18 protein-coding genes are annotated in these 20241 nt (G+C 47.5%); 3 read left to right on the plus strand and 15 right to left on the minus strand.

The window, feature by feature from the left end; genetic code table 11:
* Positions 1-193: 193 nt before the first annotated feature.
* The 4 genes from BM358_RS00225 to BM358_RS00240 are packed head-to-tail and all read right to left on the minus strand — an operon-like array spanning position 194 to position 4252.
* Complete coding sequence (locus BM358_RS00225) at positions 194-1216, minus strand: ABC transporter substrate-binding protein (RefSeq protein WP_028542349.1); 1023 nt, start codon at positions 1214-1216, stop codon at positions 194-196.
* A gap of 50 nt (positions 1217-1266) precedes the next feature.
* Positions 1267-2070: an ABC transporter ATP-binding protein gene (locus BM358_RS00230; RefSeq protein ID WP_028542350.1), complete on the minus strand. Its 804-nt coding sequence runs from the start codon at positions 2068-2070 to the stop codon at positions 1267-1269.
* Entirely contained in the window at positions 2067-3176 is a 1110-nt protein-coding gene (locus BM358_RS00235) for a FecCD family ABC transporter permease (RefSeq protein WP_028542351.1), read from the minus strand. Before BM358_RS00235 ends, BM358_RS00230 begins: the two co-directional genes overlap by 4 nt.
* Positions 3173-4252 (minus strand): CobW family GTP-binding protein, encoded by a 1080-nt coding sequence (locus BM358_RS00240; RefSeq protein ID WP_023988400.1) that lies wholly within the window; start codon positions 4250-4252, stop codon positions 3173-3175. The genes BM358_RS00235 and BM358_RS00240 overlap by 4 nt, the downstream gene beginning before the upstream one ends.
* Before the next feature lie 234 nt (positions 4253-4486).
* Between BM358_RS00240 and BM358_RS00245 the strand changes: the two genes are divergently transcribed.
* From BM358_RS00245 to BM358_RS00255, 3 genes are read left to right on the plus strand one after another with little or no spacing between them, the layout of a single operon-like run.
* Complete coding sequence (locus BM358_RS00245; protein WP_028542352.1) at positions 4487-5488, plus strand: permease; 1002 nt, start codon at positions 4487-4489, stop codon at positions 5486-5488.
* A gap of 8 nt (positions 5489-5496) precedes the next feature.
* On the plus strand, positions 5497-6474 hold the full coding sequence (locus BM358_RS00250; protein WP_028542353.1) for a TIGR03943 family putative permease subunit: 978 nt from the start codon (positions 5497-5499) through the stop codon (positions 6472-6474).
* An 18-nt stretch (positions 6475-6492) separates the two neighbouring features.
* Complete coding sequence (locus BM358_RS00255; RefSeq protein WP_049828476.1) at positions 6493-7596, plus strand: CobW family GTP-binding protein; 1104 nt, start codon at positions 6493-6495, stop codon at positions 7594-7596.
* 111 nt (positions 7597-7707) lie between these two features.
* On the opposite strand, the gene BM358_RS00260 is transcribed toward BM358_RS00255, so the two are convergent.
* From BM358_RS00260 to BM358_RS00310, 11 genes are all read right to left on the minus strand, one after another.
* Positions 7708-7953 (minus strand): type B 50S ribosomal protein L31, encoded by a 246-nt coding sequence (locus BM358_RS00260; RefSeq protein ID WP_013310118.1) that lies wholly within the window; start codon positions 7951-7953, stop codon positions 7708-7710.
* A 17-nt stretch (positions 7954-7970) separates the two neighbouring features.
* The gene (locus BM358_RS00265) at positions 7971-8441 is read right to left on the minus strand and encodes a hypothetical protein (protein WP_023988396.1); all 471 of its coding nucleotides are present in this window, start codon (positions 8439-8441) and stop codon (positions 7971-7973) included.
* Between the two features lie 95 nt (positions 8442-8536).
* On the minus strand, positions 8537-8686 hold the full coding sequence (gene rpmG / locus BM358_RS00270; protein ID WP_007430271.1) for a 50S ribosomal protein L33: 150 nt from the start codon (positions 8684-8686) through the stop codon (positions 8537-8539).
* A gap of 68 nt (positions 8687-8754) precedes the next feature.
* Positions 8755-9324 (minus strand): hypothetical protein, encoded by a 570-nt coding sequence (locus tag BM358_RS00275; protein WP_028542355.1) that lies wholly within the window; start codon positions 9322-9324, stop codon positions 8755-8757.
* Between the two features lie 80 nt (positions 9325-9404).
* A complete protein-coding gene (locus tag BM358_RS00280) occupies positions 9405-10787 on the minus strand; it encodes an MFS transporter (protein WP_028542356.1) in 1383 nt (460 codons plus the stop codon).
* 93 nt (positions 10788-10880) lie between these two features.
* A complete protein-coding gene (locus tag BM358_RS00285; protein WP_013310113.1) occupies positions 10881-11348 on the minus strand; it encodes a MarR family winged helix-turn-helix transcriptional regulator in 468 nt (155 codons plus the stop codon).
* 231 nt (positions 11349-11579) lie between these two features.
* The gene (locus BM358_RS00290; RefSeq protein ID WP_028542357.1) at positions 11580-14588 is read right to left on the minus strand and encodes a GAP1-N2 domain-containing protein; all 3009 of its coding nucleotides are present in this window, start codon (positions 14586-14588) and stop codon (positions 11580-11582) included.
* Positions 14585-15850 carry a TRAFAC clade GTPase domain-containing protein gene (locus BM358_RS00295; protein ID WP_023988391.1) on the minus strand — a complete coding sequence of 422 codons (1266 nt, stop codon included), beginning with the start codon at positions 15848-15850 and terminating at the stop codon, positions 14585-14587. The genes BM358_RS00290 and BM358_RS00295 overlap by 4 nt, the downstream gene beginning before the upstream one ends.
* Before the next feature lie 16 nt (positions 15851-15866).
* A complete protein-coding gene (locus BM358_RS00300) occupies positions 15867-16520 on the minus strand; it encodes a hypothetical protein (protein WP_028542358.1) in 654 nt (217 codons plus the stop codon).
* Positions 16521-16538: 18 nt separating this feature from the next.
* On the minus strand, positions 16539-17828 hold the full coding sequence (locus BM358_RS00305) for a vWA domain-containing protein (RefSeq protein WP_023988389.1): 1290 nt from the start codon (positions 17826-17828) through the stop codon (positions 16539-16541).
* A 46-nt stretch (positions 17829-17874) separates the two neighbouring features.
* Entirely contained in the window at positions 17875-20241 is a 2367-nt protein-coding gene (locus BM358_RS00310) for a hypothetical protein (protein ID WP_028542359.1), read from the minus strand.

The following is a 20241-nucleotide window of genomic DNA, read 5'->3' on the forward strand; positions in this document are numbered from 1 at the left end:
AAAGCCTGGAGCCATCTGAGCGATCATCATTTGCGCAGATTCTCCAGGTCGTTTATGATCATTAAACCATCTACCGTAATTATTACGATTTGGTAATAAAAAAATATGCGTTTGATAAACGTAACCTTTACGCATTAGCAAGTTTAACAGTTTAGGCAAGGTTCGTCAATGTTTTGGCAACTCTTTTGTTTGTTTACTTCACTTTGTTCGGGTACAAGCCTGACGCCAAGGTTTTCAACGCGATCGGAGCGCGCACGCCTTCAGCCGCTGCGGATAATGGCAGTACTATAAACCGTTTGTTTTTGATCGCTTCCACACCAGCCAGCGCAGGCTTGCTCAGGAGTAGCTTCTCTTTATCCGCCAGTGAAGTATCACCATAGTCGAGGATGACGATTACATCAGGGTTACGGTTCACAACCTCTTCCCAGCTTACCTCGGTAAAACTTTTGTCGATATCATCAAAAATATTTTTCGCCTTCACAATTTCAATCAAAGATGTTAGATAATTGTTGGCAGCCGTAAAGGCTTTGTCTTCTCCGCTGTCATAGACAAACACCTTGGGTGCCTGTTCAACAACACCAATTTGAGTCTGAATGGACTTCACTTGTTCACGAATGTCATTTACCAGCTTTTCTGCACGCTCCTCAACTCTGAAAATACGCCCAATATTTAGTATATCCTGATATACATTTTCTAACGTGGGACCCGGTTTATTGGAGGACTCCTGTACATAGGTCAGCACCCCTTGTTTGGCTAGCTCCTCACGGGAACCCAGATTTTTATCATTAAAGGCACTCTTCCAGCCCGCATAGGCAAAATCCGGTGCAGCAGCCATAAATACCTCTTTAGACGGGTATTGTTTAGCCAGTACCGGGATTTTGTCATATTGAGCCTTATATTTTGGCAAAATCTGATCATCCAAATATGCTGTTCCCACCATAGAGGATTCCAGCCCAAGGGCCAGCATAACCTCAGTTGCATGCTGGTTCAATGTAACCGCGCGTTTGGGCGCCTCGGGAAATACCATTTTAACGCCCATGTTCTCAAGCTCTACCAACGTCTTATTGGTTGCCGATTGCAATGCGGCAGGTTGCTGCCCGTTTGCCAATGGATCGCTTGTTTGAGCTGTGTTTCCTGCTGCGCAGGCTGATAACAACAGCATCATCGCCAAAGCGAGCATAACCAGCGGTAACGCGGGCTTGCTATATTTTTTCATATGTACCGTCTCCTCTTTTATTTGTAGTATATCTTACCTCATCGTATCACCTATTCTGTTGACGTTATTGGATAGCCTCCTCTCCTGAGAGAATCCGGTAAAAAGGTAATATTCGGCTTCCCGGTTTTTGGATGAATGCAGATTTCTGTCTCCACACCGAATACACTCCACAGCAGGTCTGGCTGAAGCACATCCTCCGTTATGCCAGAGGCTACCACTTTGCCTTCTTTTAATACATACATTCGATCACAATAAAATGCCGCCAAATTCAAATCATGTAGTGCAGCTAGCGTAGTTATCCGAAGTTTTTTGACCAAATCCAAAATTTGCAACTGATACCTGATATCCAGATGATTCGTCGGCTCATCCAAAACAAGAAATCTCGCCTGCCCGGCCAAAGCTCTGGCGATCAATACCCGTTGCTTTTCTCCGCCGGACAAGGTGGCAAAGCCCTGATCTGCCTGAGCATCCATGCCTACCCGCTCCAGCGCCTGCTCGACCAGTTCATGATCGACGACAGTATCTGCTTCCAGCAGTTTCTTATGCGAATGGCGCCCCATCAGCACGATGTCCCGTACTGAAAAATCAAACGTTTGCGGCGCATCCTGACTCACCACTGCCATTTGTCGGGCCGTCTCTTTATACTTCATCCGCAGCATATCCTGGCCATCCAACGTAACCAAACCACTGTCAGGCTTTAGCACACGATACATATTTTTGAGCAACGTCGATTTCCCGCTGCCATTCGGACCGATCAATCCGACCAGCTCCCCTGCTTTTACCTGGAGACAGATGCCGTCGATCAGCCGTTTGTCGTGAATACTGAAGGTCACGCATTCGACTTCTATATTCATTTTTCGCCTCCAAACGAGTAGGAACTACGACGCAGCAGCCACACAAAAAAGGGTCCTCCGCACACAGCCGTCACAATACCAATCGGCAGCTCCTGTGGAGCCAGCACGAGCCGGGCACATACATCAGCCCACACGACAAAAATAGCTCCCGCCAACAGACTGACAGGCAGTACACGCCGATGATCTGATCCCACTATCAGCCTAACGATGTGCGGAATCATAAGCCCGACAAAGCCAATCGAGCCACTAACTGATACGACTGCCCCGGTTAAAAGAGACGCCACAACAACCAGTAATACGCGGAACGTCTGTACGTTCACACCTAGCGTTACTGCGGTTTCTTCACCCGTTAGCAAAGCATTCAGCGAACGGTATCGGGTCAGGAGCACAGCCGTTCCAACGGCTACAATGAGGCTTGGAATAAAAAGTGTATCCCATTGAGCACCTGCCAGACTTCCCATCATCCAATACATCGCGTCACGAATGCCTTTTTCATTCGGGGCCATCGTAACGATAAAGCTAGTCACTGCCGACAGCATCATAGACACCGCCACCCCTGCCAGCAATAAGCGGGTCGTCGATATGCTCCCAGCCACACGGGCTAACGCGAACACCATAAGCATTGCAGTTAACGAACCTATAAAAGCAGATAAAGGCAGCGCAAGTCGTCCTAAAAATCCGAAAGCTCCGAACACAATCACCAACGTGGCTGTTACCGAAGCCCCAGACGAGACTCCTAAAATATAGGGATCTGCTAACGAATTACGGATTAATGCCTGTATAGTCGCTCCTGTAACAGCAAGTCCTGCTCCTACGACAACACCTAGCAGCACGCGTGGAAAGCGGATTTCCCAAACGATATATTGCTCAGGCTTGGTCCATGTCACGGGTATCCACTGGTCCAGCCAGGGAAGATGGGACAGTGCAATTCGCCATATCGTCCCCGGTGTGACAGCTACAGGACCCAGCATAACCGCGAGTGTGACCGAAAGCAACAGTCCAGCAGTCAGCAGCAGAATTGTTGTAAATCCCCAAGTAGGCTTGCCCGCTAGGTGTGCGCGAGAATTATGTTGTGATGGATTAAGGTTGCTCGTTCTCGAAGTCATGAACTACTCAATGGCTTTTCGGCCGCTTCCAGCTTTCTCAATTGTCCCTCGATCTCGGAAGCAGAGAAATTCTCACCCATGACAACCGCTACATCGTTCACTGGCTTTTGCGGGCGGATCGGAATGATTTCCAGCTCCCGATAGGCAAATTGAAACATCATCTGGCCCTCTGATTCCAGAAACCGCACAATTCCTTTGGCCCGGTAAATTTCAGCTGGCAAACTGCGGAACAACTGTTCAAACTCGGAGCGTGGCACAGGTTGTCCAAAGAAATGCGTGTGAACAACTACATGGTCGTAGGAATGATAATGCTCCCCATGTTCGTGGCCATGGGCGTGATCACGGTGATCATGATCATGATGATCTGTATGGTTATCATGATCATACGTCTGCAAATGATTTTCCGAATGAGAATGTTTACTCTTAATATCAACTGCGGATTCCTTATGCCGCGAAACGTCCATACGCTCCTCTCCTTGAGTGGAGAAAAAAATACCCGCGTCCACGTCACTTCGTTGCGTGCTCACAGTCAAAGCATATGGATTTAACTCTTTTACGAGGGCCTGTACTTTCTGCAACTCGCCCGCAGCCAATAAATCGGTCTTGTTAATAATCAGTTTGGAAGCGCACCGAAGCTGATCCTGCATCAAACGAAGCGACTTGCTTCTCTCGTTCCCCGAGGCAAAGTCCAGAAATTGATGCGCGTCTATGACCGTGATAACGGATTGTAAAATCATAGAGGAATAGATGGAGGCGTCTGTCACTGCATCTACAATCTCCATCGGGTTAGCCACTCCGGTACATTCTACAATAATCACGTCCGGCTTATATTCATCAGCAAGATTCATGAGCTCGACGCCCAAATCCCCGCGAATGGTACAGCATATACAACCGCTGAGCATTTCCTTCATGGGTGCTTGGCCATTCACCAAACTGCCGTCCAGATTAACATCACCCAACTCATTCATCAAAATGGCTGGCTTGAGGCCCTTCTCCTTGTAGTAAGCCAGCGCATGCTGAAGAAGAGTGGTTTTACCGCTACCCAAAAAACCGGATAAAACAACAATCGGTATCATATAACCCCTCCTTGTCTTTGCAACATTTAATATGGATCGTACCGTAAAAGTTTCCTTCTTGCAATCATTTATCGAAATTTAATCGTAATAATTACTAATAACAAACATAAATATATATGACCACTCTTTGAATTGTCAATATAGGAGGTGAGACAAGCACAATCCAGCGGGCATGATTGTCCCTCTACAGACATAGGATGTAGATAAGAACCCTTATTCCCAAGGAGACGTGGAATGAAAAACAGTACGCTGTTGAAGATGCTGCCTTTTATAATTCCGTTTGCCTTTCTCATCCCTGTGCTTGTCACGCTATCTCCCCAGTGGCTTCGTTTGTTAGATATGGGCCAGCTGCAACCGTTAAAAACGGTATTTATGGGCATTTTTCTGGAAGCTGTTCCGTTTCTCCTTATCGGTGTACTCGTCTCATCCCTTTTGCAGTGGCTTGTACCGGAGACATGGATTCGCAAAATAGCGCCTGCGCATCCTGTACCGGGTGTCCTGCTGGCCTCCTTACTAGGTATGCTATTTCCCATCTGTGAATGCGGCATGATCCCTGTCGTTCGGCAATTAATGCTCAAGGGAATGCCTGCCTATATGGGTATCACTTTTATTTTAAGCGGGCCCATTATCAATCCCGTGGTACTGGCTGCGACGATGATGGCTTTCCCTTCCCATCCCGAGGTCACTGCCGTTCGAATGGGTTTGGCTTTTGCCGTCTCCGCGATCATCGGGCTGATCGTGTATGCCTTTGTACGAGTGCATCCGCTCAAACGGTCGTTGCTCTCTTTTAACCAGCAAAAGCAGAACAATCAGACTCATCGGCATAGTCGCACATGGCGGGGCTTTTTTGTACATGCTGGTGACGAGTTTTTGGACATGAGTAAATATCTCACTATCGGCGCATTATTAACAGCCTGCATCCAAACCTTCATCCCACGTGATGAGATGCTTTCGTTAAGCAACGGAACGGTCGGATCGTACGCCTTTATGATGGGTTTTGCCTATATACTGTCGCTATGTTCCACCTCCGATGCCTTTGTAGCTACTGCTTTTTCACACACCTTTACACTAGGTCCGCTGGCAGCCTTTCTTGTACTCGGCCCAATGCTAGACTTCAAAGGCACGCTCATGCTGCTAAGCACCTTCCGCACCAAATTTGTCGCCATCCTGGGCTTGCTCATTGTTTCACTCGTCCTAGTGGGTTCTATAGCTGCTGAATGGTTATTAGGGAGGTGAATACAAACGTGAATTCAACCTTTAGCATTCGCTGGCAATACGGCATGCGCTCCTTGCTCCTGATCGGATTGGCTGTGTACATCGTCTCATTAAGCCGCACGAATGCACTTCATTACTACTTGGCTCCCCATATGCAAAAGCTGCTCCTACTCTGTCCTGTACCACTCTTGTTCATCGCATTGGCGATGGCATGGCACGGAATCATCGGGGAGCGGGACGGTGAGGATGTATGTGATTGTGAGCATCCGTTGCCGCAAAGCTGGTTCAAAAAAACACTCGTATATGGAATGCTGCTCATCCCGCTCCTGTTCGGTTCTCTGCTGCCCAATCAGGCACTTGGTAGTGATATGGCCGCCAAAAAAGGCATGTCCTTCACGTATCCCAACCCGGATATCCGACGAAAAACGGATACACAGATCACAAAAGCATCCACCTCCTCCCTTTTATCAATTGCATCTTCTGTCCCAACTTCGTCCCCTCCAGAGGGAAAATGGAGTCAGGAAACGCTGGATAAGCTGTTCGTTCCGCCTGATAAGTACAATGTAGAATTCGCTGAGCTGGCGAAACGCCTGTATCAGCAACCTATCATACAGATCAAGCCAGAGATTTTTTCCGAAACTATTGGAGCCATTGAATTATATAAACAAGCTTTTGAAGGAAAAAAAGTACAGGTGACTGGCTTTGTCTATAAAGACGACAACCTGCCGGGTAAAGGCCTATTTGCAGTAGGAAGATTCCTCGTCATGTGTTGTACTGCCGATGCCATGCCATTCGGGATCATCGTCCAATCCCAGAAAGCCCCGTCCTTTGACAAGGATACCTGGGTGACCATTGAAGGAACACTGCATGCCACACAAAAGGGCAACGCTCCCGTACTTGAAATTCGATCCGAAAAAATAACCGCTGTCGAGCAGCCAGAATCCCCTTATGTCTATACCCAAGCAGACTCGGTAGCTACCTTTGATCGCTTGAACACAGCACACTAAACCCACCAAGGAGGAAAAATGATGAATAAAGTTCCTGTTATTTTAATCAGTGGTTTTCTTGGAAGCGGCAAAACAACACTACTTTTGCGCCTATTAGCCCATACTCGCCAAATCCCCCTTCGTGCTGCTGTTTTAATGAACGAAATGGGCGAATATGATGTAGACAGCGCTATAATTTCAGAGGAAATGCCTGACGTAACAGTAGAAGGATTGCTAGAAGGCTGCATTTGTTGCAGCAAAAGAAATGAGCTGGCAGGGGCTCTGCATACCCTGCTCAGCCAGGAGCCAGATCTGATCTTCATGGAAACCACCGGGGTAGCCAACCCCGAACAAGTACTGGAGGAGCTTCGCTCCCCTCTACTGGCAGATCGGCTTTATCTGGTTCACAGCATCAGTGTTGTGGATGCTGAGCTGTTCCATGAATACAACAGCCGCTTTACGGCTGATAAAGAACTGGTTCGCACCCTGCACGGACAGCTGCGCACCGCAGACTTCATTGTGGTGAACAAGACGGATACAGCAAGCAGCCGTGAAGTGACGAAGGTCGTCAAGAGCATCCGCAAGCTCAACGATACGGCCAAGCTGCAAACTACTGAATATAGCCGGGTTGACCTTGAACCACTACTAGAGCCTGTTCTGGCCTCCGCATCCGTTGCCGCGAAACCTGCACAGACACCTCAACCAGCACCTGCACAGGTCCAGCTCACTGATGCAGATGCACCGTTCGTCCCCATTCCCGTCAAAAGTATCGGAAGCACCAGTAGTGTCTCCAGAAGTACGGCTTTCAAAGTTATTTCGACACACAGTCATAACCACGATCCTAAGCAGCCTCATTCGTTCTCCCGTCTGGAGAGCATAACGCTGCATCAATATTCTCCTCAGCCACTCGAAAAACAACGATTAGAAAACTTTCTAACCGGGTTAGGTTCCTCACTGCTTCGAGCGAAAGGTTATTGCGTACTTCCTCAGGAAGGTACAATGCTTTTGCAATTTTCAGGAAATCACTTGGAGTGGCAGCCTACTGCACTTCCCGTGAGTCAGGGATATGTCACGCTAATTGGGGAGCAGCTCGACAAAGCATCCATTACCGACCAATGGGAACAGTGCTTCATTTCGCTATAAATGACAGGTCTAGATTAAGACAAAAAAACCTCCTGCATCTGCAGGAGGTTTTTTAAAAAGCGATGTTCACGGATTATTAGCATAATCCATAAACATAACGCTCGACTGTTCTTACTTAAGGTTATATTTTTTGTTAAAGCGATCCACACGGCCACCGATATCCACGTTTCTTTGTTTACCAGTGAAGAACGGGTGGGAAGCGGAGCTAGTATCTACACGGATAACTGGGTATGTGTTGCCATCTTCCCATTCCATCGTTTCTTGCGAATATTTAGTGGAAGCACTCAGGAAAGTAAATCCACAGCTAGGGTCCAAAAAGATAACTTTGTTCAATGTTGGATGAATATCTTTTTTCATTAGTTTCACCTAATCTTTCATATTGTTTTAGTTTCAAACTCAAACGTACTGGCGCAATACTCCATCAGTTGGCAAAAGGAACGGTTATGTCCCAGAAAAAAAGACGACAGATCATAACGGTTGCGCTCAAGCTCGTAAACGACAAGCAAACGATGCCGCATATATCGCATCGCCCATTGCACGAACGCTCCGGATCTTTCGTCAGCCTTCATCGTTATATAAGCATATAGTGAATGGTCCTCCGGCTCGTCCCAAATGCTGACACCAGCACAGGAGAACTCGGTAGCCACGTGCTTTCGATTCAAAAGGCAAAGCGTGCCATGTAGCTCGGCATCTATCATACAGCCTTGAAAAAAAGCCGTTTTCTTAGGTGCAAGCTTTAACTTTGGACGCTCTGTCCACTGGACTAATTCAAGTTTTCGCCGGTTCCATAACGCAGGCTTTTGCAAACTTAACACGATTTCTTCATCGTTAACTGGAGAGATCATGCCGCAGCTCCTTTCATGAAGCCCTATATTCATTAGAATTACAGGCTCCGTTCAGGATGCAGGATCATTCAGGTTGCTATATAGCAAGCCTCAAATTATCTAGTTTCACGATGGATCGTGTACTTTTTCAGACGCGGAGAGTATTTTTTCATTTCAAGACGCTCCGGATGATTTCTTTTGTTCTTGGTTGTTGTATAGTTGCGATCACCGGATTCGGTGCATGCCAAGGTAACAATTACGCGCATTTCTCTTCCTCCTTAATTGGAATACATGGTATACAATTACAATAGTAATTTTTACGATTAGTTCTATTCTATAATTCATGCTCCGCTTTGTCAACCTTAGAGTCACGGTTTGTCGCTTCTTCTACCGTGTTCCAGCGATTACGGTACTGTGCAAGCTTCGGATGAAGTTCCTGGGGTTCACTCGAAAGCAGCAATCTGACATTTCTAATCCATTCTCCAAACGATGCATAGGAAGCGCACAAATTTGCAGTTTCAGGACTCATGTACAAAAAAAGTGGGGTCGTATACTTTTCCGCCAAAAAACGGATGGCTGCTTCAATCGGCGTATACTTTTTACGCTTACCTTCCCAACTCTCAATCACAACAGCACTCCAAGCCTGCTCCCGCTGCCACTCTCCCAGCTCATCCACCCGCTTGTAATACGAACGTACCGGCTGCTTCCACATTCTTCTGACGGTTTCTTCATGTAGCGGATACAGCACCAGCTTTGTAAAAGATAATGCAGCCCCCGTTTCGGCAAAAAGCTCCAGCTCTCTGGCTGTAATCTGCTCGAACGTATCATAGTAGACCATGGTCCCTTTATGCGTCTCGATCGGAGGCTCATAACCATAGGGTACATATTGAAGGTTTCTTGTCATGCCGGACACTCCGTCCTTCCATAGATGAACTTTTCCTTCTATATTATACCCTTGTTTTGGCATGAGTTTGCATCAAATGTTTATCCTTGTTCAACAGCAGGCGTATTACGGCGTGAACCCCTTCGGAATTGCAACGCATAAAGTCCCATCGTCACAAGCGCAATCAGTGCAAGCACCGTAAATATATTGCTAAAATTGAACACCTGCACATTAGATACGACAGGATTCAAATGAAAGGACGACGAACTATCCAGCGTTTTGCCCAAAATACTTGTCGTGATCGCGCCGGCAATAAAATTCAGCAGAGATAGCAGCCCCATTCCAACACCAATCTGGTCTTTCGACAAGGTACGAGAAATCGTGTTGGACATGGCAATTTGCATGAAGGTCTGACCTACGTTTCCGAAAATAAGCAAAAATAAAATCAGATACGGAGATGCACCCACAAACGTAGACAAGCTGATAAAACAGATGAACAAAAGCGATACAGCTGTATAGACGAGAAACGAATTTCCTTTACTATCCGCCAAACGCCCCCCTCTTTTACCCAATAGAGCCGAAGCAATAGCAGCCGGAAACATAACCAGTCCAATTATTGCCGGCGTAAGCTGATTGAGACTGTTCAGAAACTGCGGTGCCAAGTACGGCAATCCAAAGCTAATCCCCGTCCCTAAAAAAGCGATAAGGAGCCCGTATGAATATTGCTTGTTACGGAACAGCTTCGGCTGGATGAATGGATCATGCGCAGTGTTAATGCGCCATATAAACAGTGCAAATAACACCATACCGAGCAGAAAAAACATCATATTGGTTTGCGAAATCGAAAGTAACAAGAAGGCTACTGTTCCACCCAGCAATAATCCACCAAGAAAATCGAACTTCTGATCCTCTCCACGCTGATCGTCCAAATATTTGCGGAAAAACGGCAATGCGATCAGTGGTAGCATGGAAATGACGAACAAAAAACGCCAGCTTGCAAAGCCTGTGATCAAACCGGAAATAATCGGAGCCAGTGCAGTACCTAACGCCAAGCCGATTGCTGTGACGCCCAAAGCACGTCCTCTTTTTTCAGCCGAGAAATAACGGACTGGGACGATCATAGCAGTTGCCGGAATAACTGCAGCCCCTGCAGCCTGAAGCAAACGAGCTACAATGAGCATCCAAAATTGATTGGCCAACAGTCCAATAAGCGAACCCAGTGCAAAAAAGATAATCCCAAACGTCAGCAAATCCTTAAGACGATATTTATCTGCCAATTTGCCGTAGGTCACTGAGCCAACCGCATACACAATCATATAGCCAGTCAGCAACCAACTTACATCGGAAGCACTAATATGAAACTCCTCCCGAATCACAGGCATAACGACATTAAACATAAAAGCGTTCATCACTGAAAAAACAAGTGTGAAAGCCAACACACGCATAAGCTTATCCGCATTGGGATAAGTTTGTTCATTTATCATTTGGTTTTCTCCCTCTCCTGTAAACCTCTTATCTAAGATCGTATTTCACTGCTTTTGAATATCCCTATCCGGACAGACTCTCTATATATCCGCTCAAACGCGGGTGTTCGCATAACGGTAATCGTGGAGAATTTTTTTAAGCAGGCCGCGCAGCGTCTCCGATTCTCCGACAGATAACGTTTCACCTACCGAGCTTTTAATTGCCTCAATGGTACGTTCAGCTATCTTGTGAATCTCCAAACCTTCCTCAGTCAAATAGATTTGCTTCATTCGTGCATCTTCCGGGTGACTTTTGCGTACTGCCCAGTTTTTCTTAACGATCCCGTTAACCAGGCTGGTAACGCTTGATTTATCAATAAGCAATAGCTTTTCCAAATCCGTATTGGTGACTCCAGGCGACATCGCCAGTATATAGAGCGTCTGCGATTGTGGGGAGGTGAGCCCCAAAGGGCGCAGTGCTGTTTCAATTTCGCGCCGGACGGTAGTGAAAATCCATTTAATTAAATACATCGTACTCTCTTCCTCCCAAGGAAGACAAACGGGATACACCTCACTTCCCATCTCACTACTAACCTCCATAGCTATCTAATTTTAATAGTTTGAATTCCAACTAATTTTAATCAGCTGCCTACTTGGTGTCAATACTTTCGTAAAAAATGATGTTTTATTAGATAAGGTGAATTTCAAATTTTGAATTCATCCTTTATGGAAATATAGGCATAATAAAAGACGAGCCCTTGAAGGAAACCCGTCTTTTACTTCATTCATCATTCATTTCTGTTTTATGATTGCTTAGTCTGCAGTTTTCACTTGAACTAGCGGATATTCTTCTCCATCAACGGTAACCGTACTAGCATCATTCAGCTCCAGCCGTTGCCAAATGGTCAACAGCGTACGATAAGGATACTTCTTCAGATCATACTCCGATGGTGCGTCAGTGTCTGTGTTGGTTCCATTACCACTACCCTCAGTAGAAATCTCTGAAGTCGAGCCTCCGTCCGTATTGTCTGTCACTGTTCCAGACTGATCGCCGCTTTTTCCGCTGGATGTACCACCACGAGCTGTGGAACCACTGTCCGTGGATTGTCCATCTGCTGTCGTGCTTTTTGTAGTGGGATTCCCAATGTTTACGTCACTGGATGTATCATTGTTCGCTTTAATGGCTGCTTCCTTGTCGTTCTGTTCAGCAAGCGTAAAATTTTCGTATAAGTGCTCCTGTTGATCCGCCCCGACAATGACGAGCTTCTTCGGCTTAAATTCTGCCTGCTCTGTCGATGTCTGAAACGCAAATAGCAGCTTGACCATTTTCGTAGTGGACTTGGTATTAGGCACATGTGTCACTATGGCCGTAGGCTCCTCTTTTACGGGCACTGTAGGCTCTACAGGCTGTTGTACAGGCTTCGGGGCAGCAACAGGCGCAGGTGTGTCACCAGATCCGATCACCCCGGTTGCTTTAAGGCCACCTAGCGTACCTGCAATGACAATCAGCACAATCCCGGAAATCACCCCACCTTTACGGAAACGACGAAGTGTTTTGACCAAGGGCGTGTCCGTCTCCCGCTTTGCTGCCAAATAGAAATTTTTAAAAGCAGGCTTTGCAGGTTCAAAATATTGACGCCACAGCGTTTTTTTGTGCAATCCCTCTCGTCCTTCCTTTTGGAAGAATAGAAGTAGCGCACGTCGATACGCCGGTTCGAAACCGCCACGTGGAGTAGCAAACTCGGGGTGTTCCTCTGACCATCGGATAAAACGGTACATCGTATCGTTATCCTTCGCCCATTTGCGGATCGAACCGACTAGGCGAGCGAAGTCCAATATTCCTTCTCCCGGCCCGTCAGAACGATAGAAAGCAGGCAACAGACGGGCAAAATGGCCTTCCGCAAGCTGCTGGGGCAGCCAGCCATAAGCCCAATCCTGTACCTTTTCTACTTCGCCAGGCTCCAGGCCGTCCAGCACCGCCGGTTCCGGTTCCTCCGTATTAAACCAATCGTAAGCCGCAATCAATCGCACTGCTTGTCCCTTGAGAGGAGCAGGCAGCTTTCCAACCCACTGCACCAAATCGGGCCGTGTGAAAAAGGGAATCTGTACGACCTGATCGGGTGATATTTCTTTTAGCTCTACTTCGGTAAGTAAATACCGATCCGACGCTTCCTGCAAGCGCTCTGTTAGTCCAGATTGCTCCAGCGGGGACAGTTTGCCTACGGCAGAGCTGCTGTCCCATTGACGCAAGCGTTGGTGAATGGCAGCCACAGCCTCTACTGGTTTTCTTTCGGCACGCAGTCTGCCCATCAGCGCAGATTCTGCCAAAAGCTGAAAATCGGCATTCGCCGACACTTCGATATACCGACTGCCCCATTCGTGCACAACAGCCAGCAGTCCCTTGGCATCCGGTGTTCTTTTCATCTGACTGTCCATGTAGGGAATGAACAGCATTTTTGTAAGTGCTGGATTACCCAACACTTTCGTAAAATATGCCTTGCCTAATGATGGATTTTCTTCAATCGTATGATAAATATACGTAACTGCTTCCGTATTTCTGGCAGTATAAGCATTGTTTAGCGAACGGATTAAATATTCCACCAACCGATTTTCGCTGCTGCGTGCATGAACTTTATAATAGTCCTTGAAACTATCGACTAGACCTACGTCTGGAATATATCCATCCTTCACCCGATCAAATTCATGATCAAAAAACGACAGAAACAGATCATTCAGCCTCATTTTACGTGGCAGCGCATCGGGTGGCGATAAATAATCAGTCAAGCTTCGTAACACAGCGATTCGTTGTTCGTTGTATAATGCCCGCTCTCCCTGCTCAATTCTGTACAACGTAATTAGCTCATGATAGCTGGATGGCGTCAAATCACGCCCGGCCTCCATACCCGTCAGCATTTGCTCGGCAAATTTGAAGAAATCGTCCGGCGTCTCACCATTCAGCAACGTACGAACAATCCAGTCAAAATACGGCTGTCTCACCTGCTCTGCATCCACATTAAGTATTCGACTATGGTTAGACAGGTCAAATACAAAGTCCTTTTCCACATTCCGATCACCGGGACGCAAACTAAAAGGCTCAACGAACATCAAGTGAATGCCTTTTCTGCTGTTCGGTTCCTGTGCATATGTAAGAAATCCGAGTCTGTTACGAAATGCATAAGGCAGTGCCGCATACAGCACACCCAGTAGCTGCTTGGCTGAAGATCCGACCGCTTCTACAGGAACATTCAGCGCTACATATACCTTTTTGCGACCTGCTGCGGACATCATGACTGCGTATAAAAGCTGTTTGAACACTTCTTCGCTCAGCTGTAATTGAGTCAGCACTGTAGACGGGTCAACAGCCGGAAATACACTTCCACCCGGTAGACGCTCCAATTCCGGCAAATCCGTTCCCTGCTCAATATCATAGGTATCAACAAAGGATGTGTTCAGCCACTGCTTATAGTCAGACGGAGATTCACCATGTCCGGCTGGAATCACATAGTTGTGCGTGAAAAAGGCGCTCCGCAGCCCAGTAAAATCCGCGGCCTTATAAATACTGCGGCCAAGCACTACATCCCCGGACTCCGTCCGTACCAGATGTATAGCTTCCGGATAGACGCTTTCCTGTTTCTCACCACGCGCCGTCAAAGCAGCAGGCGCATCATATACACATAAGGGATGGAGCACCTTTTTAATAAAAGAAGCATCCAATCCTTTGGAATTAGCCACTGTATCGAAGCCTTCCGTAGAACGGAAAATACCACGCCGTTCCCGTGTGTACATCTGCTGTTGTATTAAATGAGAGGTAGAATAACTCACTGTGATTCTCTCCCCTCAATGTACTTCAACTTATAAAGCAGCCAAATGAATGGCTCATCCACACGGATCGGACTAACCAACCCTTGCAGCTTTTGCTCCACCGGATTGCTACCCAGCGCGGAAACTGCGAAATAGGCCGTATCCGTAAAATATACATCCATCGTGCCCTTGAACGGCTTATCCACCTTTTCGATGAAGCGTCGAACTTCGCCATCAATGTTCGCGAACTCATCCAAATCCATATATTTGCGATGCTCCATCGGATTAAAAATATTGCTGTTCGTCTTGATGTATGTGCCTTCTTCATCTGCCAACGCAGTAAGCATATCACTTTTGGTCAGGACGACAGCGGTCGGAATATCCGTTTTCCCTTTTTCCTGATAAGCGATAAAATCACCGAACATCGTAAGTACGACATCACGCGGTTCATCGTATTGCGAGACCCATTCACCCGGCTTATCGCCAAGGTTAATCTTAATGCGCTCCCGAATAGAGCGGATTTGCAGTGGATCGACCATAAAGAGAATACCTGCAGAATTCTTAATATGCTGTCCATGCAGTCCCAGATAGTCCTGATCTACCATTCCCTCACCGGCGACATCAAAAAATACCAGCGTCAGTGGCGGCTTTTCCTCATCCTTAAATACAAACTGGAAGATAAAAGGCTCCTGCATCTTTTCTTTTTGTGTCGATGTAAGCAGATCCCCTCGTTCAAATAGGGGTTCCTCATACATGGTGCGGAACTTTCGGCTGATCTCTGCATTGAGCGGCATGCAAGCCGCGTCAAAATGATCGGCCGTAACATGCTGCAACGTGTGAATCAGTGAGGTCATATAAACAGATTTCCCCGCCTGCGAAGCTCCAATGATCGAAATGATATTGCTAGGCACCTTACCCGCGGTCACGGGCAGTTCGTTATGGCAGTGCGGGCACAGTCGGTGACGCGTCAGCTCGCCATAACGGTCCGTCAGTCCTGTCAGTACATGATCAGAATACAATCGATGTTCCTCAGGGACATCATGGGGATGCAAAATCGCCTCCATATCATGCACACTGTCCAAACCAAAACGCTCCCGATATTTGTTCAACAGCTCATCTTCACCCAAAGCGTAGTCCTCGTCATCTTCACGGTGATGAGAAGCACGGAATACCACTTCCTCCGGGGAAAATTTACTAAAGCAATAAGGGCACACAATATCATAAAATAACGGCCTTGGCGCTGCCTGTGGCTTTCTTCTGAATAAATTGCTAAGAAAACTCATCGGTTGCGGCCTCCTTTCATTCAGGGACTAATTCATATACCGTGCCATATTTCTGGCCATCCGTAAAAAACAGCCGCACATATTCATCTCCCCCCACTTCAACAGCGGGTAAAACATTCCGTCCCGCGGCAAAAGGTGCCGTGAACGGATACAAGGTTCCATCGTCCCGGTCTGCTGGATAACCCCCGCGCTTCTTCACGTAGCAAAGCGCCTCTTGCGGGACAGGAACTTCGGCTGTCACCTGAATCTGGACGGTTTTGCGGCTGCGAAACCAGCTTTTTTTATGGTGAACTGCATATCTGATTTTAGCCCTCCCCGTGCTCAACTCCAGTTGGTTGGCTCCGTCTTGCTGACGGATCACGTAAGTGTCTCCATCCTCCCGAACAGCTGGATATACGATATACCGCACGCGTCCAATGCTTTCAATTCGGTCACGATAGCTGCCAGCAGCCTTATACTCCTCGCGTGTAAAAAGTTTTAGGCTTGAAAAAGGCGGTAAAACTTCACCTTCATTTTGCCCATTCACACCTGCATCGGCTGATTGTTTCGCAATATATACCACGGCTGCGCCCTCAGGCCACTGCCAGCGTAACACAACCCGGTTGTCATCAATTTTGTGGCTCAGCTCCGAAATAATAGGATCACCGGGCTGTGCTTCCCTATACTGCATAAGTTCCAGCCTCCCGTTCTAAAATCCACTGCTGCGTCGATTGCGCGTCGGGGCTTCCGGTGCCCCTCTCCGGCGTCCTGATGGCGCACCCTGACTTCCTCCACCGGAAGATCGGCGAGTATTTTCCGCAATCGGCAGAACAAGCGAAAAGACAGCAATAAGGGCTGCCAGTACGAGCGCTGCCACCAAACGAATCATCAAGTCGCCTATAGGCGAGCCAGATAGTCCCTTTTCCAAAATAAAACCAGCGAGCAAGCCTGCCGGGACTCCTCCAATCGCAAAATTCCGTGCGAGAAAACGGTTATCGAACATCAGCCCAAGAGCCAATCCCAATAAAGCGCCGATAATGACCAGCGCCGTTACGCGATAAATAGCAAAATACAGACTGTCGGCATACTCACCTGTCCGCTCCGTTACCAGTGTGCGATCACCGATTTTGTTATATATTTTTCCGAACGCCTGAGTAAGTCCTTGGGCATTGGCTACATTAGAATAAGTTCCGCCCGTCAGGTCAGCAATATTTTGCAATAAGGCTATACCATCCGACTCTGCCAGTTTCAGCCCGATCGTATTAATCGGAATCTGGCGGGCGATATAAGGAGCCAATGCTGTCTGGGTATCCAGATCGCTAAAGCCATCAGAGAGCATGATAACGAGAGAACCTTTTTCTGCATTACCTTGGGTTTCAATCTCTTTGATCGTCTCGTCCAAAGCAAGCCCGATCTCTGTACCGCCTGACATTATAGTCTGCATACTATCGATTTTGGAATAAACCGCTTGCTTCTCTGCATCTGTGCCAATGGGAGTAAATGGCTGAACCAACTGCGCAGCAGATTCAAATGAAACAATGGCTACCCGCTTGTCTCCATCCATTTGGCCAATCAGACTCTTGGCAGCCGTTAGGCGCTCATTATCGGGATCTGTTTGCTGCATACTCCCGGAATTATCAATCACAAGCACGAGGTCCTGTACGCTCTTGCGCCCTTCAGGGTTAACCTGATAGCCCAACTCCAATAGCAGACCTGCCACGAACAACATCACTAGTGTAGCAGGCACCAGTAACTTCCAGGATAACCCGGAGTAGCGCTGCCGCCATGAATGCCCATTTAACTGTGGCGAAATTAGTTCGCCAATCAGACAACCTAGGCCAATGCACAGTGCCATGATGCCAAAATACAGCCCAATCACGACGATATGCGGCCAGTGCCCTATCAATTTGTGAAGAATAAGCTCTCCCAAGATGAAGCCTACTACAGCACCCAACAAGCCGAACAGTAATAGGAGAACGTTAAATTTACGTTGCTTCATAAGAATCGTTGCTTCCTTCCATCATTAAAGTAGGATGAATATGTGGCTACCGCAATTCCGGCAACCGGTCCACGTCGATTCCGTGAAACACGAAACCATTCGCAGTATATGTCTCATAATACGTTTTGCCGTTGCGGTAAACCATCAGATCCTCCAGATGGAAGCCGCCCATCAAATGCAGCTTTTCCACCCCGCTGCTGCGACGCTCATGTACAAAACCCAGCTTGTAAATACGCGAAGTAATGTCCACATCCATCGCATAAGGAAGAAATTCGCCTTCGTAGTCACCAAAGAAGTACTTTTCTTCATACCGATGCTCATGGGTATAGTCGAGCAAACGTACGTTAATTCCACCATGTTCCTCTAACGTTTGATACAGTTTCTTAAACAGCTCATCCTTCGGAACGACCAGCCGATTTTCATATGCAGCAGCTACATTGGCACGCCGCAATAATTCTTCTTCGAAGGTCTGATTAAACGGCTGTGAACTGAGAATCAAGGTTCGACAGGTCTGCGTAAGTCGATCCACCAATGCGGACAGGCCCCCGTCCAGCAATCCGGATACAGGCCCCATATGCCGGGTATCAAAGAATATAGATTTTCCCCGCTTGCTCTCCAGCTCACGCATGACATCCTCCGTCACACGCTCGAAATACTCGAACAGGTTTTGACCTGTGTAACTATCAGCCTGCCGAATACTATCCGTTGCAGCTTGATGCAGTTCACGCTCCAGGCTGGAAAGCTGTACTGTAATATGCTTCGCCTGTGCATGCCATTTTTCTAGTGCCAGTTCATAGCGACGAAGCAGCTCCAAATCGGCTTGAATTCGCAGCATGTGCAGTTTGTGCCCGTAAACCGTCTCGGTCAGGTAACGAATCAAGCTGCGCACATTATGCTTATCCATGAGTGGCAGTCGTTGAAAAGGCTGGTCCTCCACCTGACCGCTATACAGGGCGTCCAGTTCAGCGGTACTAATCTGCAAGTCATTGGACGTATCCCGAATCAGCCCCCGAATGGCCGTAAGCACATTTCCTGTTTTATTTTCATCCGTCCAGTCTGTCAACTCGAATAAGCCGATTTCAGGATATTCCTTGGAAGCTGCATTCACAGCCAACTGCAGACCTGATTCCGCCTGAAAATCTCCCAACCGTTTGTGCATAATCCGTTCACAGTTATCGCGGAAAAAGGCTTCGCAGCCCTGACCGAACAAGGCTCCCTCCGCCTCACGTAATGTCATTCGCTTCAAGGAGCCGTAGCTGGCTCCGCTGGTCATCAGTGCGCTCATGTCCGTGATCGCCTCATTACCAGGAACGAGATCATTTCGCGTGCGACCGCGCTCAGCAGCATCTAAACCAAAATAATTCAGCTTATCGCGTATGTCCCACTCCTGCTCTGTTCTCATACGCTCTAGCAGCTTCACATAAAAATGATACAGCACCGTAAGTGCGATTGACTGGTTAGGGCGGTTGACTCGGGAAAATCCAGCCGACACATAACCCTGCCGCCCGGATTCCGTCATGATGTTGTTTTTAAACGATGTATTGTTGTATCCCCCATCCTGTGACCGATAGGAATCTCCTGCCTGATAGCGGTTTTTAAGAAGCTGAATGTGGCAAATGATGTCACAGCTTTCCCGCAGGCTATTCGGCACCGTTACGCCGCGTTCGTTCTTGTCGGACAGCACATAGACGAGATCGAACAACGGTGATGGAGCATGGGATACTGGAATGGTCAATTTGTCCTCAGTCATATGAAGCGGTGCCGTAAACGTATACTCTGGACTCTGGATATAGTCCAGCTCCCGCATAAAAGCAACGGACGTTGCACTACTGTAGCCGAATTGGACAGCCTGATCGCTTTCATTCACCAACACATACAGATCCATTTGTACCGATTTAAAAGACTGTGCAAAAATATACTCCGCCAACAGCGTAATTTCAGGGATTAATACGTTCATGGGGTCATCCGCTGTCGTCAAAATCGACAAATGAACACGCTCGAACGAAGAATACAACCGACCGTAATCTGCCAGATGTCCACTAGCCCGGCGCAACGCGGTGTTAAGCTCAATTAGCTGCGATTCATGTGTATAAAAAGCCTGGTGCAAGTCACGGCGTATCGTTTGGTGGCCACTTTCCTCCGGTACCGCTATCGTATGAACAATAGCATCCACCGAACGATCTACAGCCGCATGTTCTTCCTGCGAGCGGATCTGAATATACGTTACTCCCGTGCTGTTATCCCACTTGGTCCGGTTGATATCTGCAATGGTGTTCATCACCGGGTTCATGCGATCACCGATAAAAAGAAACACGGACGGGAAATGGATGCTACTGCGTCCATCTCCGCTTCCGATTAATTGGTCCTCTGCGACTGCATAGTCAGCCGCATAACGTAACAGCTGCTCTCTCAT

The organism is Paenibacillus sp. cl130, assembly GCF_900116035.1.
Classification (GTDB): domain Bacteria; phylum Bacillota; class Bacilli; order Paenibacillales; family Paenibacillaceae; genus Paenibacillus; species Paenibacillus polymyxa_B.

What these genes read in the sequence shown, in the direction of transcription:
- rpmG (WP_007430271.1), bottom strand. Translation starts at nt 8,686, where the DNA reads ATGCGCGTAATTGTTACCTTGGCATGCACCGAATCCGGTGATCGCAAC.
- BM358_RS00245 (WP_028542352.1), top strand. Translation starts at nt 4,487, where the DNA reads ATGAAAAACAGTACGCTGTTGAAGATGCTGCCTTTTATAATTCCGTTT.
- BM358_RS00255 (WP_049828476.1), top strand. Translation starts at nt 6,493, where the DNA reads ATGATGAATAAAGTTCCTGTTATTTTAATCAGTGGTTTTCTTGGAAGC.
- BM358_RS00235 (WP_028542351.1), bottom strand. Translation starts at nt 3,176, where the DNA reads ATGACTTCGAGAACGAGCAACCTTAATCCATCACAACATAATTCTCGC.
- BM358_RS00225 (WP_028542349.1), bottom strand. Translation starts at nt 1,216, where the DNA reads ATGAAAAAATATAGCAAGCCCGCGTTACCGCTGGTTATGCTCGCTTTG.
- BM358_RS00230 (WP_028542350.1), bottom strand. Translation starts at nt 2,070, where the DNA reads ATGAATATAGAAGTCGAATGCGTGACCTTCAGTATTCACGACAAACGG.
- BM358_RS00310 (WP_028542359.1), bottom strand. Translation starts at nt 20,241, where the DNA reads ATGAGAGAGCAGCTGTTACGTTATGCGGCTGACTATGCAGTCGCAGAG.
- BM358_RS00240 (WP_023988400.1), bottom strand. Translation starts at nt 4,252, where the DNA reads ATGATACCGATTGTTGTTTTATCCGGTTTTTTGGGTAGCGGTAAAACC.
- BM358_RS00285 (WP_013310113.1), bottom strand. Translation starts at nt 11,348, where the DNA reads ATGGGAAGTGAGGTGTATCCCGTTTGTCTTCCTTGGGAGGAAGAGAGT.
- BM358_RS00280 (WP_028542356.1), bottom strand. Translation starts at nt 10,787, where the DNA reads ATGATAAATGAACAAACTTATCCCAATGCGGATAAGCTTATGCGTGTG.
- BM358_RS00275 (WP_028542355.1), bottom strand. Translation starts at nt 9,324, where the DNA reads ATGACAAGAAACCTTCAATATGTACCCTATGGTTATGAGCCTCCGATC.
- BM358_RS00305 (WP_023988389.1), bottom strand. Translation starts at nt 17,828, where the DNA reads ATGAAGCAACGTAAATTTAACGTTCTCCTATTACTGTTCGGCTTGTTG.
- BM358_RS00265 (WP_023988396.1), bottom strand. Translation starts at nt 8,441, where the DNA reads ATGATCTCTCCAGTTAACGATGAAGAAATCGTGTTAAGTTTGCAAAAG.
- BM358_RS00260 (WP_013310118.1), bottom strand. Translation starts at nt 7,953, where the DNA reads ATGAAAAAAGATATTCATCCAACATTGAACAAAGTTATCTTTTTGGAC.
- BM358_RS00300 (WP_028542358.1), bottom strand. Translation starts at nt 16,520, where the DNA reads ATGCAGTATAGGGAAGCACAGCCCGGTGATCCTATTATTTCGGAGCTG.
- BM358_RS00295 (WP_023988391.1), bottom strand. Translation starts at nt 15,850, where the DNA reads ATGAGTTTTCTTAGCAATTTATTCAGAAGAAAGCCACAGGCAGCGCCA.